The sequence below is a fragment of the Paenibacillus sp. FSL R10-2736 genome (assembly GCF_038000245.1).
GTDB lineage: Bacteria > Bacillota > Bacilli > Paenibacillales > Paenibacillaceae > Paenibacillus_AQ > Paenibacillus_AQ phytohabitans.
The window spans coordinates 529,198-542,597 of record NZ_JBBOBN010000001.1 but is presented as its reverse complement, the minus strand read 5'-3'; the positions used below and the strand labels follow the sequence as shown (position 1 = coordinate 542,597).

At 50.5% G+C, this 13,400-nt stretch carries 13 protein-coding genes; 3 read left to right on the top strand and 10 right to left on the bottom strand.

The window, feature by feature from the left end:
- Nucleotides 1-52: 52 nt before the first annotated feature.
- Nucleotides 53-838 (bottom strand): alpha/beta fold hydrolase, encoded by a 786-nt coding sequence (locus NSQ73_RS02440; RefSeq protein ID WP_042140005.1) that lies wholly within the window; start codon nucleotides 836-838, stop codon nucleotides 53-55.
- An 88-nt stretch (nucleotides 839-926) separates the two neighbouring features.
- Entirely contained in the window at nucleotides 927-1,454 is a 528-nt protein-coding gene (gene yyaC, locus NSQ73_RS02435; protein ID WP_340942164.1) for a spore protease YyaC, read from the bottom strand.
- A 146-nt stretch (nucleotides 1,455-1,600) separates the two neighbouring features.
- On the opposite strand from yyaC, the gene NSQ73_RS02430 reads away from it, so the two are divergent.
- Nucleotides 1,601-1,825: a DUF1128 domain-containing protein gene (locus tag NSQ73_RS02430; RefSeq protein WP_039309247.1), complete on the top strand. Its 225-nt coding sequence runs from the start codon at nucleotides 1,601-1,603 to the stop codon at nucleotides 1,823-1,825.
- Between the two features lie 118 nt (nucleotides 1,826-1,943).
- On the opposite strand, the gene NSQ73_RS02425 is transcribed toward NSQ73_RS02430, so the two are convergent.
- Complete coding sequence (locus NSQ73_RS02425) at nucleotides 1,944-2,663, bottom strand: pirin family protein (protein WP_340985286.1); 720 nt, start codon at nucleotides 2,661-2,663, stop codon at nucleotides 1,944-1,946.
- 359 nt (nucleotides 2,664-3,022) lie between these two features.
- Between NSQ73_RS02425 and NSQ73_RS02420 the strand changes: the two genes are divergently transcribed.
- Together NSQ73_RS02420 and NSQ73_RS02415 are read left to right on the top strand one after the other, a co-directional pair.
- Entirely contained in the window at nucleotides 3,023-3,559 is a 537-nt protein-coding gene (locus NSQ73_RS02420) for a YtxH domain-containing protein (protein WP_340985285.1), read from the top strand.
- 178 nt (nucleotides 3,560-3,737) lie between these two features.
- On the top strand, nucleotides 3,738-4,070 hold the full coding sequence (locus tag NSQ73_RS02415) for a DUF5665 domain-containing protein (RefSeq protein ID WP_042140007.1): 333 nt from the start codon (nucleotides 3,738-3,740) through the stop codon (nucleotides 4,068-4,070).
- Nucleotides 4,071-4,238: 168 nt separating this feature from the next.
- Here the strand turns inward: NSQ73_RS02415 and NSQ73_RS02410 are convergent, their stop codons facing one another.
- From NSQ73_RS02410 to NSQ73_RS02380, 7 genes are all read right to left on the bottom strand, one after another.
- Nucleotides 4,239-5,009 carry a sigma-70 family RNA polymerase sigma factor gene (locus NSQ73_RS02410; RefSeq protein ID WP_039309251.1) on the bottom strand — a complete coding sequence of 257 codons (771 nt, stop codon included), beginning with the start codon at nucleotides 5,007-5,009 and terminating at the stop codon, nucleotides 4,239-4,241.
- Nucleotides 5,006-5,458 (bottom strand): anti-sigma B factor RsbW, encoded by a 453-nt coding sequence (gene rsbW, locus NSQ73_RS02405; protein ID WP_042140008.1) that lies wholly within the window; start codon nucleotides 5,456-5,458, stop codon nucleotides 5,006-5,008. The genes NSQ73_RS02410 and rsbW overlap by 4 nt, the downstream gene beginning before the upstream one ends.
- 18 nt (nucleotides 5,459-5,476) lie before the next feature.
- On the bottom strand, nucleotides 5,477-5,815 hold the full coding sequence (locus NSQ73_RS02400; protein WP_039309255.1) for an STAS domain-containing protein: 339 nt from the start codon (nucleotides 5,813-5,815) through the stop codon (nucleotides 5,477-5,479).
- A 96-nt stretch (nucleotides 5,816-5,911) separates the two neighbouring features.
- Nucleotides 5,912-7,582, bottom strand: a complete 1,671-nt coding sequence (locus NSQ73_RS02395) for a response regulator (RefSeq protein ID WP_340942158.1) — start codon at nucleotides 7,580-7,582, stop codon at nucleotides 5,912-5,914.
- A gap of 17 nt (nucleotides 7,583-7,599) precedes the next feature.
- On the bottom strand, nucleotides 7,600-8,469 hold the full coding sequence (locus tag NSQ73_RS02390; protein ID WP_042140010.1) for a CheR family methyltransferase: 870 nt from the start codon (nucleotides 8,467-8,469) through the stop codon (nucleotides 7,600-7,602).
- 82 nt (nucleotides 8,470-8,551) lie between these two features.
- The gene (locus NSQ73_RS02385; RefSeq protein ID WP_340985284.1) at nucleotides 8,552-12,220 is read right to left on the bottom strand and encodes a response regulator; all 3,669 of its coding nucleotides are present in this window, start codon (nucleotides 12,218-12,220) and stop codon (nucleotides 8,552-8,554) included.
- The gene (locus NSQ73_RS02380; protein ID WP_340985283.1) at nucleotides 12,217-13,389 is read right to left on the bottom strand and encodes a fused response regulator/phosphatase; all 1,173 of its coding nucleotides are present in this window, start codon (nucleotides 13,387-13,389) and stop codon (nucleotides 12,217-12,219) included. Before NSQ73_RS02380 ends, NSQ73_RS02385 begins: the two co-directional genes overlap by 4 nt.
- Nucleotides 13,390-13,400 lie beyond the last annotated feature (11 nt).

The following is a 13,400-nucleotide window of genomic DNA, read 5'->3' as shown; positions in this document are numbered from 1 at the left end:
GAAGCAGCACTCCGCCATCCGGCGGGTGCTGCCTCTTTGTGTGCTAAATGAATTACTTCTGCACAGGCGTGTGTACGAAATCCTTGATAATCTGCGACAAATGCTCCGGAGCTTCAAACATGCTCATGTGGCCCACTCCTGCTATCGTCACCTTGGTAATATTCGGATTATCCGAGGTGAAGGTCCGTTCTGGAGTCACCTTCGAATCCTCCGCTCCGGCTACCAGCAGCACCGGCAGCGCTGTTGCCGAGATCACATCACGCCGGTCCGGGCGCTCACGCATAGCCATGGCCGCGCCTACCGCGCCTTGCGGCGGGGTCTTATAGCCGATCTCCTTGGCACGTTCCAGCAGCTGCGGAGCTGCTCCGGAAGCAAAGAGTCCGGGCACCAGCTGATCTACAAAAGCAAAGATCCCTTCATTCTGGATCATGCTGACGCTCTTCAGCCGGTTCTCCTTGGCTTCCTCACTATCCGGATAACCGGAGGAATGAATCAGTCCGAAGCCCTTCAGCCTGGAGGCATGGCGCTGGGCAAACGACAACGTAATGTAGCCTCCCAGGGAATGTCCAAGCAAATAACACTCAGGAATCTCCAGGGCATTCAGCAGTGAAAGAACATCATCGGCCATCTGTTCGATCGTGTAGGCTCCGAGCGGAGCATCTGAAGATCCGTGTCCGCGCAAATCAGGGGCAATGACCCGGTAATTGGCGATTAGGCCAGGAATAACCTTCTCAAAGTATTCCGAGCTCCCGCAGAATCCATGCAGCAGAACAATGACATCACCTTTACCTTGATCACTGTAACAAATGTTGTTTCCTTCGCATCGAACATTTTCCATGGCTGCTTCCTTCTTTCTATGTAGTATCCGGTTGAAGACCGCGGCTTGTCTTTATTATTAAGCTAGATCAGGTACCTTTGAAACGCTCTCAGCCCGTGAGCCCGAAACCCTGGGCGGCAGCACGGGCAATCTGGTCGGCCATAACGATCACCCGGTGCAGCGGCGTGGTCTGCAGCGTACGGTAAGGCCGGGGACTGTTCACATCGACAATCGCCGCCAGACTGTAGTTTCCGACTGCGGGCAGCAATAGCCCGACAGACTGTGCCGGACGAAGCGGCTCCGCAGCCGCGAAGTAATACCCGAGCGCAGCGGGCGGCCCCAGGCAGGCATCCACAGCGATAATAATCTGCCCTTCCGGAATCTCTGCTATCCGCTGGACCAGATTATTAGCATCGCATGGTGCCGGCAGCGTACCGGTAACATGGGGGAAACCATATTCAAGCAGACGGCTGCCAGTTAGCGGCCCCAGGGCATCACCAGTGGAGCGGTCCGTTCCGATGCACAGAAAGGTCAGCTGCTCTGCCGGATGCAAGGCGGCGATCTCCCGGAAGAAAGAAGCCAGCCCGTCAGCATCCATTTTGCGGCGTTTCCTGCTCTCTTCTTCTCTGATTGCCAAAGACTTCTCTCCCCCTCACTCCATTGCCTGCGAATTATTCCCTCTAATTTAACATGTTTTCTGTGATCCAGACAAAAAAATGGTCTTTCACTGTCCAAACATGATAAAATACTTGAACTATCACTTAGGGAGGACTGTTATACCCCATGGATTTATCGAAACCAAGCCAGGAAAATGTTGAGTATATGATCGAGGGTATCAAAAACAAGCTGAAAATGGCCAGCGCTGCGGCTATGCAGGCCTCGGCTTTTTCGGTGGAGCATTATGAGGATATTCAGGATATTTATGAGGTTGCCATGGGCAGCGACAGGCTGAGCATCTCACAGGTTGAGGCGCTTGTCTCTGAGCTTGGACGCTTGCGCAAGAAATAATCCGGTTAAATTGGCATGATAAAAGCCCTTCTCTCCGACCCGTCCGTAGGAATGGATAGGGAAGCTGAAGGGCTTTTGTGCGTTGATGCTCGAGTATAGGCTGGTCTGCGCCCGGCATTTACGGCAGATCAATCAGGATAAACTCTGCATCTCCGCCATTGCTTGTCCCTTTAATGGTCAGATCACAGCTCTTGCGGATACGCGCCGCATCTCCCTGCTGAAGCTGAAACACGCCGTCTGAGCAGCTAATCTCCAGATTCCCGGAAATCAGATAAATATGAGTGCGCCGCTCCTCTTGCTGCGGATAATGCAGCTCCCGGTTCGTCTGCAGAAGGGACAAATAGACCGTAACATCCTCGCCCAGCTTAAGCGCTCCCTTGTCCGCTGATCCGGAAGCCACCGGAAGCAGGTTGTTCAGCTTAAGCTCCTCCGGAAAGAATCTTGCGTCCCACCTCGGCGTCATTCCCGGACGGTCCGGCAGCAGCCAGATTTGCAAGAAACGCACATTCGAGCTTAGGGACGGGTTCGTCTCCGAATGATTGATGCCTGTACCCGCGCTCATCATCTGTACACTTCCGGCCTGCAGATCCGCATGATTACCAAGATCATCCTGATGCTTCAGGACTCCGGAAACTACATAAGTAATAATCTCCAGATCATGATGCGGATGCTCATGCATGCCTTGCTCCGGCTTCAATTCATTGTCGTTATGGGCCAGCAGTGCGCCAAAGTGGGCATTGCTGGGGTCATCGTAATCGGCAAAAGAAAAGCTGAATTCACTGTGTATCCATTCTCTATTCGAAGTATGACGCTCTGCTGATGTGACTACTTTAATCATAAACTTTGCACCTCCATAGATGTTGGAACCTTCACCATATCTTAAACAGGGGATAAATGCTCCTTATATGAGATGTATATAGGCGCTGTGATTTAGTATCTCTTACCCCCTTCCTTTCTTCATCAATCAACCGTTTGTAAAGCCGTAAATGTGGCCGTTTATATATAGAAAAGACCCTTTATTGCCGGGATGCTCCCCTATACTCCGGCAATCTTTCCCATGCTCACCAACTGTTTCAGTATATACCCCTACGTTTATATACGAAGTAAGATACTTCAGGCTATCCTGAATTTGAATGACGGCAGGCAGCATAGCAGCCGGAGTTCAAATCATAATAATCTAATGAGGAGTGATTGGTGATGAACAAGGCAGAAACGGAATATCCAGTAGAAAGCGGCGGCACATTTTTCAAGGGAATTTTTATAGGCGGTCTGCTTGGGGCTGCGGCGGCACTGTTGTTCGCACCGAAACCCGGTCGTGAAATGCGCAGTGATTTGTCGGACAAGCTCTCGATTGCCACTGACAAAACCAAAGAGGTTGCAGGAGCCGTAACAGACAAGACCAAAACGCTGGCAACTACAGTCAGCGAAAAAGCAACCGATCTGGCAGGTACAGTATCTGCTAAAGCCTCCGACATCTTCACAACGGTCAGCGACAGCAAACAACAAATTGCTGCTACATTGTCGGAAACAGGCAAGAAGATTGGTGAAACTGTAAGCGAAGCCTCCAAGGATGTGGCTGGTGACGTTAAAGACGCTTCCAAGGATGTCTCGGATGAAGCTAAAGACTCCTCTAAAGAGGTAGCCGACAAGGCTAAAGATGCTTCCAAAGACATAGCTGATGAAGCTAAGGATGCTAAAGAGGAAGTTAAATCCTCTTACAAGTCCAATTATTAAAAACGGCGATATACGGCCTTTTTAGGCAGTACAAGAGAGCAGCCAGCTCGCCGTAGCTGGCTGCTCTCTATTTATGCATGCCTTTTTTAGGCTTATAGGCCCACACTAAGCCGAAATGGATTATACCCTCATATTCTCAATAAAGCCTGTTCCAGGCTATAGAAAGCAGGTACGCCTTATGGGAGAAGCGGACACCAGAACTAAAGCTTATGAAGTTGATGAGCATCCCTTCGAGCTGCGGCATGAGGTCAAACGCTTGAATGCACGGCTCGACAAAATCGCAGATTCACTCGAAAAATCAGAATTCAAGGATATTCTGGAGAATTATACGGACCCCAAGAAGCGGATCATTACCAATCTGATGGCCGGCGTATCCAGAGGCCTGGGGCTTTCCCTTGGTACGTTCGTGATCCTCGGTTTATTGGGCTATATTCTTAGTTTGTTTCTTGATGTGCCGGTTATCGGGGAATATCTTGGAGAAATCAAAAAGTATATTGATGCCAACAGCTAAGTGAATTTCCCGCTCACCCCTCCTGCAGCCTACTCCGCCAGAATAGACTGCAGGAGGGGTGTTGCTCGTGGAACTACGGGAGATTATTCCTGCCTACAGCAAAACAAGCCCTATCCCGGCGGGGAAGGGCTTGTCCTGCTATTCAATATAAAGGCATACTTCTTAAGCTTAATAAGAGGAGTTAGCCATAATCTGCTTCAGCTTCTCGGTAGCACGCTTCTGTATGCGGGAAACACTCATCTGCGATACCCCGAGCTTCTGGGCGATGGCACGCTGTGACTGGCCATCCTGGAAGGCCAGCAGCAGCACCTGCTGTTCCTGCTCCTTCAGCTGTCCCAGAGCCTGCTGGAGATCCATACGTTTCTCCACAGTCTCATAGTCATTGGCGTCAGAGCTGATCAATTCGCCGAGTGTAGCACCCGTCTCTTCCTGTGAGAGCGGTGAATCCAGGGAGACATAATGATAACATTCCCTGCCGGCCAGTACTTCTACAGTTTCTTCCACGGTAAGATCCAGATAATGGGCAATTTCTTCCACCGCAGGGGAACGTTCCAATCGAATGGTAAGTTCATCAATGGCCTGCTGTACAAGTGCGCCTTTTTCTTTGATCCGTCTTGGAACCTGTATGTACCAGGATTTATCACGCAGGAAATTCTTCATATGTCCGATCATGCTTTTCATAGCATAGGGCTCAAAAGGTATCCCCAGACTAATATCATACTGCTGCAACAGCCGGATCAGCGCCATTTGTCCCACTTGATACAGATCTTCATAGAGATCCGGACGGTTACGGGCAATTTTGCCGGCTGCCATCTTCACCATGGGCTCGTATTTACGGATGAGCACTGTAGCTATTTCATTGTCTTTCGTCTGCTGGTATTCCCAGATCAGGCTTACTGCTTCATTCATGGACTCTGGGGGAGTCACTTTGTCGTTCATACTTTCTCCTCGCTGTAATTAAGCCGCTTAGTCAGGGTAACGACTGTCCCTTTCCCTGCTTCGCTAACGACGCTAACGTCATCCATAAGCGCCTGCATTAAATAAAATCCCAGTCCGCCCACCTGAACATCATTCAGCTCCTTGTCATGCAGCGTCATACGTTCATCGGACGAATCCAAACCGTCAAAGCTCTCCCCCTCATCTTTGACAGTAATGGACAAAGCACTTGATCCTACTTCAAAGATTACATCAACCAAACCGTCTTCCTGCCCGTAAGCATAAAGCACGGAGTTGTTACAGGCTTCCGAGACTGCTACCTTCATATCCTCAATATCTTCGTAAGTGAAACCCATCTTAGAGGCAATGCCATATAAATTAAGTCTGACGATATCGACATATTCTGCACTGGCGGGTAACTGAAGAACTACTCTTTGCACGTCATCACTCATCCTTAGTTCGATCCTTTCCTAGTGGGAATTCTCTTGGGGGGCAAAAAACTTGGAAATGCCGGTCATATCAAACAATTTCTGTATTTGTGGAGGAACTTCCTCAACGGCAAATTTAACTTCCATTCCGTGTCTTGCTTTGAGAATCGACAACAAAATCCCGATGCCTGTGCTGTCAATGTATCTCAAATCCTTAAGATTAATCACGAGATCAAGTCCCGTATCTCCCACTAGGGGTTCCATGACCAGACGGAAATCAGGAGCCACAGACAAATCGAGCTCTCCAATCAGATAAACGGTGCATACTGTGCCTTCTGTTTCGGTTTTTGCGTGGAACTTTTCGCTTTTATGTGTATTCATAGACAACTCTCCTGATAAATGTTTTCTTTACCAATAACCCTAATGGAACACTGTTGAAACAACAATGGGGACTTAACGGCTGTGGTAATTACTGGATCATGCATTAAAAAGTGAGGCATTCCGCTGGGCAGCGGGGTTATCCTTGACAGAATACCGGGAAATAATCTGCTTGATGCTGCTTAGCTTGAGCGGTTTGCTGATATAGCCGTCCATTCCGGCAGCGGTGCAGCGATTCTGGATGCCCTCCATGACATTCGCAGTCATGGCAATAATAATGGTCTTGTCCGGGGAACCGCCGCTGTCCTCGCGAATCCTGGAGGTTGCTGTCAGCCCGTCCATCACCGGCATCTGCAGATCCATGAATATAAAATCGTAAGCAGAGTTCCGGGCCATCTCTACAGCCTGGCTGCCATCCTCGGCAACCTCGGCATTATAGCCAAGCTTGTCCAGCATGCTTACCATCAGTCGCTGGTTGATCGGATGGTCATCCACGACAAGCACCTTACTGCGCCAATGCCGGTCAACCACTTTCCCCGCACTCTGTTCCTCCTGGCAGCTGCCTGCCAGTTCATCCTCCGGGACAGCTACCTGTATCGTGAATACGAATGTAGCTCCCTTCTCTTCCATCGACTCCACACGGATATCTCCGCCCATCATCCCAACAAGCGACTTACAGATGGCGAGCCCCAGGCCTGTCCCTCCGTACTTGCGGGTCATGGATGAATCAAGCTGAGAGAAGGGCTGGAACAGCCGATCACATTTCTCAGGTGAAATTCCAATGCCTGTATCTTTCACTGTAAATTCCACTACCAGTTTATTATCAGCTGTAGGCACGCTGGACGCAACCAAATATACGCCGCCCTGGTTGGTAAATTTGACCGCATTGGCCACCAGATTAATTAATACCTGACGCAAACGGGCCATATCCCCATAAATGAGCTTCGGCAGCTTCTGGTCGATGAAATAAGCCAGCTCCAGATTCTTTTTGCCTGCTTCGGCAGAAAATAAGCTAAACACCTCTTGGATGGTGGTTTGTAGCTCAAACAACTGCTCTTCCATTTCCATTTTGCCTGATTCCATCTTGGTGAAATCAAGGATATCGTTAATGACCGTAATCAGGGTATCCGCACTTTTACGGATGATCTCCGTATATTCCTTCTGCTCAGGAGCAAGCTCCGTCTCCATCAGAAGATCGATCATGCCTACTACCCCGTTCATCGGCGTACGGATCTCATGGCTCATCATCGCGAGGAATTCGGTCTTGGCATTAGCGGCAATCTCCGCCTCTTCCTTGGCTTTGACCAGTTCCCCGTTAATCCGCTCGAGTTCCTGCGTCTTCTGCTGCAGCAGCATAGACTGAAGCTGCTGCTTCTTGCTGGTCAGATACATGTTAACAAAGCCTTCGATCTTGGACTTCAGGATCTGTGGAATAAATGGTTTGACCATATAATCAATGGCACCGGCAGAATAACCCGCGAACAGATGCTCCGCCTCCTTGCTGTTGGCAGAGATAAATATGATCGGAATATCCTTGGTTTTCTCTCTGGCTTTGATTAATTTGGCGGTTTCGATTCCGTCCATACCCGGCATCTGCACGTCCAGTACGATAACTGCAAATTCATATCTTAATAAGCACCGCAGTGCTTCTTCACCAGAATTGGCTTTGACAAGCTTGTAATGCTGACTCTCAAGCACTGCTTCCAGTGCCAGCAGATTCTCGGGACGGTCGTCAACCAGCAGTATATGAATCGGTTCCTGAACCCCCATAGGCCCCTCCTTACCCGCTACTTATTCTTGCGGTATATTTTTTCCACCCTGTCCAAAGCTTCGTAGCTGTCACTGTATTTCGTGAAATGAATGGATTCCTTGGAACCAAGGACCAGCACTCCAAACCGGCTGAGACTTTCGTGGAATAAGCCATGAACATGATCGCGGAGCTCGTCGTTGAAATAGATCATTACGTTGCGGCAAAAAATAACATTAAATTCATTAAATGAAGTGTCTGTCGCCAGATTATGCTCGGCAAAAATAATATTCTTGCGCAAGTAAGGCTGCAGAATCACTGAATTATACTTTGCAGTGTAGTATTCCGAGAACGCGCGTGTACCGCCCGCCTCCAGATAATTCTTGGTATATTGCTTCATCTTCCCGATCTCATACACGCCTTCTTTGGCCTGCTGCAGGGAACGGGCGTTCATATCCGTTGCATAAATCCGTGCCTTGTCGTAAAGCCCTTCCTCATGCAGCATAATAGCCATGGAATATACCTCTTCGCCTGTGGAACAGCCGGCATGCCAGATCCGGATATACGGATAGGTCCGCAGCAGGGGGACCACCTTCTGCCTGAAGGTCAGGAAGAGTCCCGGATCGCGGAACATTTCCGTTACAGGGATCGAAAGACTGTATACAAACCGTTCAAAGCAGGCACGGTCATGCAGCACTTTCTCCTGCAGGGCGGATATGCTGGGCACATTCTCGGCATGGACATGATGCCAGATACGCCGTTTCAATGAAGGCAGCGCATAATTCCTGAAGTCATATCCATAAAGACGGTGTACCCCGCTAAGAAGCAGCTCAATTTCAATCTGTTCAAGCTCCTGTTTGCTCCCTGCCTGAATAGCCTGCTCCTCATATCCGCGATCCATAGCTGTCATTGTTATCAATACTCCCTTGCCTAAGCCTTATTTCCGGACTCGTTCCAAATGGTACTGTATAGCTATTACCCCGAAATCGCCCTTACGAATACAACCAGACACGCATTAAGGAAAGAAGCTGATCTGTACTGATCGGTTTCTTCATATAATCGGACGCTCCGGCCTCAATACACTTCGCCCGGTCCTCCTTCATCGCCTTGGCCGTAAGTGCAATAATCGGCAATTTCTGGTACTGCGGCATTTGCCGGATACGGCGCATCGCTTCGTAGCCGTCCATTTCCGGCATCATCATATCCATAAGCACCAGATCATAATCCGTCTGCTCCACCAGCATATCTATGGCCTCCCGCCCATTCTCGGCGAACTTCACTTCCATGTGATACCCTTCGAGAACACTGGAGAGGGCAAAGACGTTTCGGATATCATCATCAACGAGCAATATTTTTTTGCCGTCGAACAATTCTTCTTTATTGTGCAGCTTTTGCAGAATTTTACGCTTATCTTCCGGAAGATTAGCCTCTACCCGGTGCAGGAACAGCGTAGTTTCATCCAGCAGCCGTTCCGGCGAGCGGACATCCTTGATAATGATCGATTCCGCATATTTACGCAGCTGTGTCTCTTCTTTGCTGTCCAGATCTTTACCGGTGTAAATAATGATCGGCAGATCATTCAGCTCTTCATCGTCCCGGATCTGATCCAGCAGCTCGAACCCGGTCATATCCTCCAGCATAAGATCGAGGACCATACAGTCGTACCTCTGCTTGCGCAGCTCACCCAGGGCTTCATGGCCGGTGGAAACCGCAGTAATGGCTACATCATCATGCCCGATAAGCTCCATGATGGATCGGCGCTGGATATCATCATCTTCTACAATGAGCAGATGCTTAAGTGTGCTGGCGGTGTAGTTCTCAATTTGCGAGAATGCCCGGTCCAACGCTTCGCGGGAAGAAGGCTTTCTTAGGTAGGCCATCGCGCCCATCATGAGGCCCTGCTTAATCTCATCGTTCACGGAGATCACGTGCACAGGGATATGCCGGGTCTGGGAAGCACCCTTGAGTTCCCTGAGTATTGACCAGCCGTCCATGACCGGCAGCTGGATATCGAGAATAATCGCGTCAGGCAGATAGGTCTTGGCCATCTGCAGGCCGGTATCTCCCTGAAGAGCCACCAGTCCCTTGAAGCCGCGGCCGCGGGCCATGCCGAGCAGTATCTTGGCAAAGCTCTCGTCATCTTCGATAATGAGCAGAACCTTGTCGCCGGCGGTCAGCGATTCCCGGTCATCCTCAACAATAACCGGCACGAGGGGCGTAGGTGCCACATCGCCGGTTTCATCCCATGAACGTTCGTCCCGGTATTCTTCAAGCGTCGCCGCATCCCGTGCAGCGGCTGCTTCTGCCACTCCCGGCAGCAGGCTGTAATTCCCTTTGACCGGCAGGTACAAGGTGAAGATGCTTCCTTGTCCTTCGCGCGATTCCAGTCCAATTGCCCCGCCCATCAGACGGGCCAGCTCGCGGCTGATCGACAGTCCTAGACCTGTGCCCCCATACTTGCGGCTGGTTGTCCCGTCGACCTGCTGGAAGGCCTCAAAGACAATATCCATCTTGTCAGACGGGATGCCGATTCCGCTATCCTTGACGGACAGTGCAATGTATTCAAATTCATGCGGCAGATAGGAAGGCAGCTGCTTGGTGTCCGCCCGGCTGACGGAGAACTCCACATGTCCTTCGCTGGTAAATTTGAACGCATTGGACAAGAGATTGCGGAGCACCTGCTTCAGTCTGTGGCTGTCCGTGAACACATGGTCCGGCAGCGGCTCTTCGAAGGATAAGCGCAGCGACAGCCCCTTCTTACTGGCCAACGGCGCAAAGTTCTGCTTCACGAAGGTCTTTAGCTCCGTAAGCGGAATCTCTTCGTAATTGAGCTCCATTTTGCCGGCATCCACCTTGGACAGATCGAGGATCTCATCTATCATCTTGAGCAGGTCCGCACCTGACATATAGATGGTATGGGCGAATTCCACCTGCTTGTCGCTCAGATTCCCTTCTTTATTCTCCGTAAGAAGCTGAGACAGGATTAACAGGCTGTTCAGCGGCGTCCGCAGCTCATGGGACATATTCGCCAGGAACTCGGATTTGTATTTGCTGGTCACCGCAAGCTGCATCGCCTGCTTCTCAAGCTGGAGGCGGGCCTGCTCAATCTCATCCTTCTTCTCTTCGACCTCCTGCACCTGCTCCTGCAGCGCATGGGTCTTGGCGACCAGTTCCGTATTATAATGCTCCAGCTCTCCCTGCTGGCGCTGCAGCAGCTCCTCGGAACGCTTCAGCGCATCTGTCTGTTCCTCCAGATTCTCGTTGGAACGGCGGAGTTCTTCCTGCTGGGTCTGCAGTTCCTCTGACTGGCATTGCAGCTCTTCGGTGAGCGCCTGCGATTCCCGCAGCAGCTCTTCAACGACAAGCCTGCGGCTGATATTATTCAGAATGATACCCAAATTATTCGATAGCTGATGAAGCAGCTCATTCTGCAGCACCGAGAAAGGAGTAAAGGAAGCGAATTCCACTACCCCCATAAGCTCATCTTCAAATAAAAGCGGATGGATGGAAATGTAACCCGGATGCGATTCCCCGAATCCGGAGGAAACGGAAATATAGTTATCCGGTGCCTCTGTCAGCTTGATCGGCAGCTTGTCCAAGGCACTCTGCCCGACCAGCCCCTGACCGATCTCGAAGCTCTCCTTCGGTTTGATGCCTTCCTCACCGGCATAGAAAGCGCTGCTGACCAGCAGGTTCGGATTATTCTGATCCTTCAAATATACAGCACCGTACTGGGCTCCCAGCACAGGCGTGAACTCACTGATAAAAGTCTGCGATACCTGATCCAGTGAACTGACTCCGCGCAGCAGCTCCGTTACCCGGGCTATGTTCGCATTCAGCCAAGCCTGATCACTCTGCGCCTGGGCATAGGATTTCTCAAGCTGCTGTTTCTGCTCAATATCCTCAGCCATCTGCTGGAACACGCGGGCTACATCACCAATCTCATCTTTGGATTTGACCTTGATCCGCCGGATCGCCCGCATCTTGCCGTTACCAAAGCTGGTAATCATCATGGATACGACACTCAGACCGCGCGTAATACTCGGGATAACCCACAGGATCACCCCAAGCCCCAGCAGCAGTCCCACAATCATAATCAGGGTCACCATCTGAATCGAACGCTCGGAGGCCTCCTTGGCTTTGGCGGTCTCATCGGTCATCCGGAAGGCGTTATAATCGGAAAGTGCGTTCAGACTGTTCAGCACTTCGTTCTGGATATCTTGTCCTTCTGTATTACGGTAAGTATTGGCATTCTGGAAGTACCCGGCAGTCAGCATCTCCAGCACTTTATTCTGATAATTCTTATACGCAGAATAAGAAGCCTCAATCCGCGATAACAGCTGTAATTCTTCTGTGGTCTTCATGGAGTCCTGTATATTCTTCAGATGATCCTCGGCTTTGAGCACCTTGCTGTTAATTTCCGCCTTCTGGGCATCCACAGAGAGTGTATCCGCGTTAAGCATCGAGGTGGTTAAAATCCGTGCCATATCATTCACTTCACCGCGAAGCCCTGAAGAGGAGCGGCCTTTGCTGTATCTCTCCTGGAAGCTGTCAAGCTGTCCGCTCATATAATGAAGCCGGTCATACCCGATCATGGTAAGAGCCAGCATAATGGCCAGCATGGCACTGAAGCCGATTAGCAGTTTAGCCTTTATTTTCATTCCCTATCTGTTCCTTTCTTCAGCGAAATCCATACCAGACACTTGTCGTCATCGCGCTCCTGATTCACAGGCTCATTCAGGAAAGCAGTGCGCATAACCTCTTCTTGCCAGTCATGACCGGCATTCAAATGCCCGATCATGAATTCGAGCTGTTCCGCCTGTTCTCCCTGGACCATCTCCAGCAAGCCGTCTGTAAACAGCACCAGATGGCCTTCTTCCTCATAGCTGAGGCTCTGCGGCTGGATATCAATCCGGTCAAACAGCCCGACCGGGTGGCAGTTGCTCTCCAGCAGAACCGGGGTCTTGGCCTCTCCTTCGAAGAGCAGCGCCGGCGGATGTCCGGCATTCACATAATCAATCCGCTTCATCCGTGTATCAATGACAAGATAGATTGCCGTGAAGTAATACTGGACCAGCTGCTTCTCAATATAGAGCTGGTTGAAACGCCTGTTGAGTTCTTGAATAACCTTCTCCGGCTCCACATAGGTAGTCACGGTATCCTTCAATACCGAGGCCAGGAACATACAGAACAGCGATGAAGAAATCCCGTGTCCCATCATATCCAGCAGAATGACAGCATAACGCCCGTCCCCCAGCGGATACCAGGCGTATAAGTCACCGGCCAGCTCAAAGGACGGCTGATAAATGGCATGCACCTCAAACGTTTCCTCGGTAAGCGGCAAGCTGAGTACTGCATTCTGCACTAAGGCAGCCAGCTTCAGCTCATCCTGGATGCGCTGATCCCGCTCCTTATGCCAATCCTTCTCGCGTTTCAGCCGCAGGGCCAGACGGATGCGGGCCATCAGCTCCACCTTGTTAATCGGTTTCGTAACATAATCTACGGCACCTGCATCCAGTGCTTCTGCGAGCTTCTTGGAATCTCCCACAGCGGTGACCATAATAATGGGAATGTCCTTCAGATGCTCATATTGCTGAACCACACGGCATGCCTCAATCCCGTCCATCTCCGGCATCATCATATCCAGCAGTATCAAATCGATATCCGACTGCTTAGGTCGCTTCTCATCCATGCCAGAACCCACACCGAGCAGCTTCAACATATCTTTAGCGGACGAAGCCGTTATAAAATTCCGGTAATCTTCTTTTTTCAGGATTTCACGGATAATGATTACATTGGTCGGATTGTCGTCTACGATTAAAATTCTCAAGCTCCCTCACC

Excerpts from the sequence above, each read along its gene's own strand:
- NSQ73_RS02440 (WP_042140005.1), bottom strand. The coding sequence starts at position 838 with ATGGAAAATGTTCGATGCGAAGGAAACAACATTTGTTACAGTGATCAA.
- NSQ73_RS02430 (WP_039309247.1), top strand. The coding sequence starts at position 1,601 with ATGGATTTATCGAAACCAAGCCAGGAAAATGTTGAGTATATGATCGAG.
- NSQ73_RS02425 (WP_340985286.1), bottom strand. The coding sequence starts at position 2,663 with ATGATTAAAGTAGTCACATCAGCAGAGCGTCATACTTCGAATAGAGAA.
- NSQ73_RS02420 (WP_340985285.1), top strand. The coding sequence starts at position 3,023 with ATGAACAAGGCAGAAACGGAATATCCAGTAGAAAGCGGCGGCACATTT.
- NSQ73_RS02415 (WP_042140007.1), top strand. The coding sequence starts at position 3,738 with ATGGGAGAAGCGGACACCAGAACTAAAGCTTATGAAGTTGATGAGCAT.
- NSQ73_RS02410 (WP_039309251.1), bottom strand. The coding sequence starts at position 5,009 with ATGAACGACAAAGTGACTCCCCCAGAGTCCATGAATGAAGCAGTAAGC.
- rsbW (WP_042140008.1), bottom strand. The coding sequence starts at position 5,458 with ATGAGTGATGACGTGCAAAGAGTAGTTCTTCAGTTACCCGCCAGTGCA.
- NSQ73_RS02400 (WP_039309255.1), bottom strand. The coding sequence starts at position 5,815 with ATGAATACACATAAAAGCGAAAAGTTCCACGCAAAAACCGAAACAGAA.
- NSQ73_RS02395 (WP_340942158.1), bottom strand. The coding sequence starts at position 7,582 with ATGGGGGTTCAGGAACCGATTCATATACTGCTGGTTGACGACCGTCCC.
- NSQ73_RS02390 (WP_042140010.1), bottom strand. The coding sequence starts at position 8,469 with ATGACAGCTATGGATCGCGGATATGAGGAGCAGGCTATTCAGGCAGGG.
- NSQ73_RS02385 (WP_340985284.1), bottom strand. The coding sequence starts at position 12,220 with ATGAAAATAAAGGCTAAACTGCTAATCGGCTTCAGTGCCATGCTGGCC.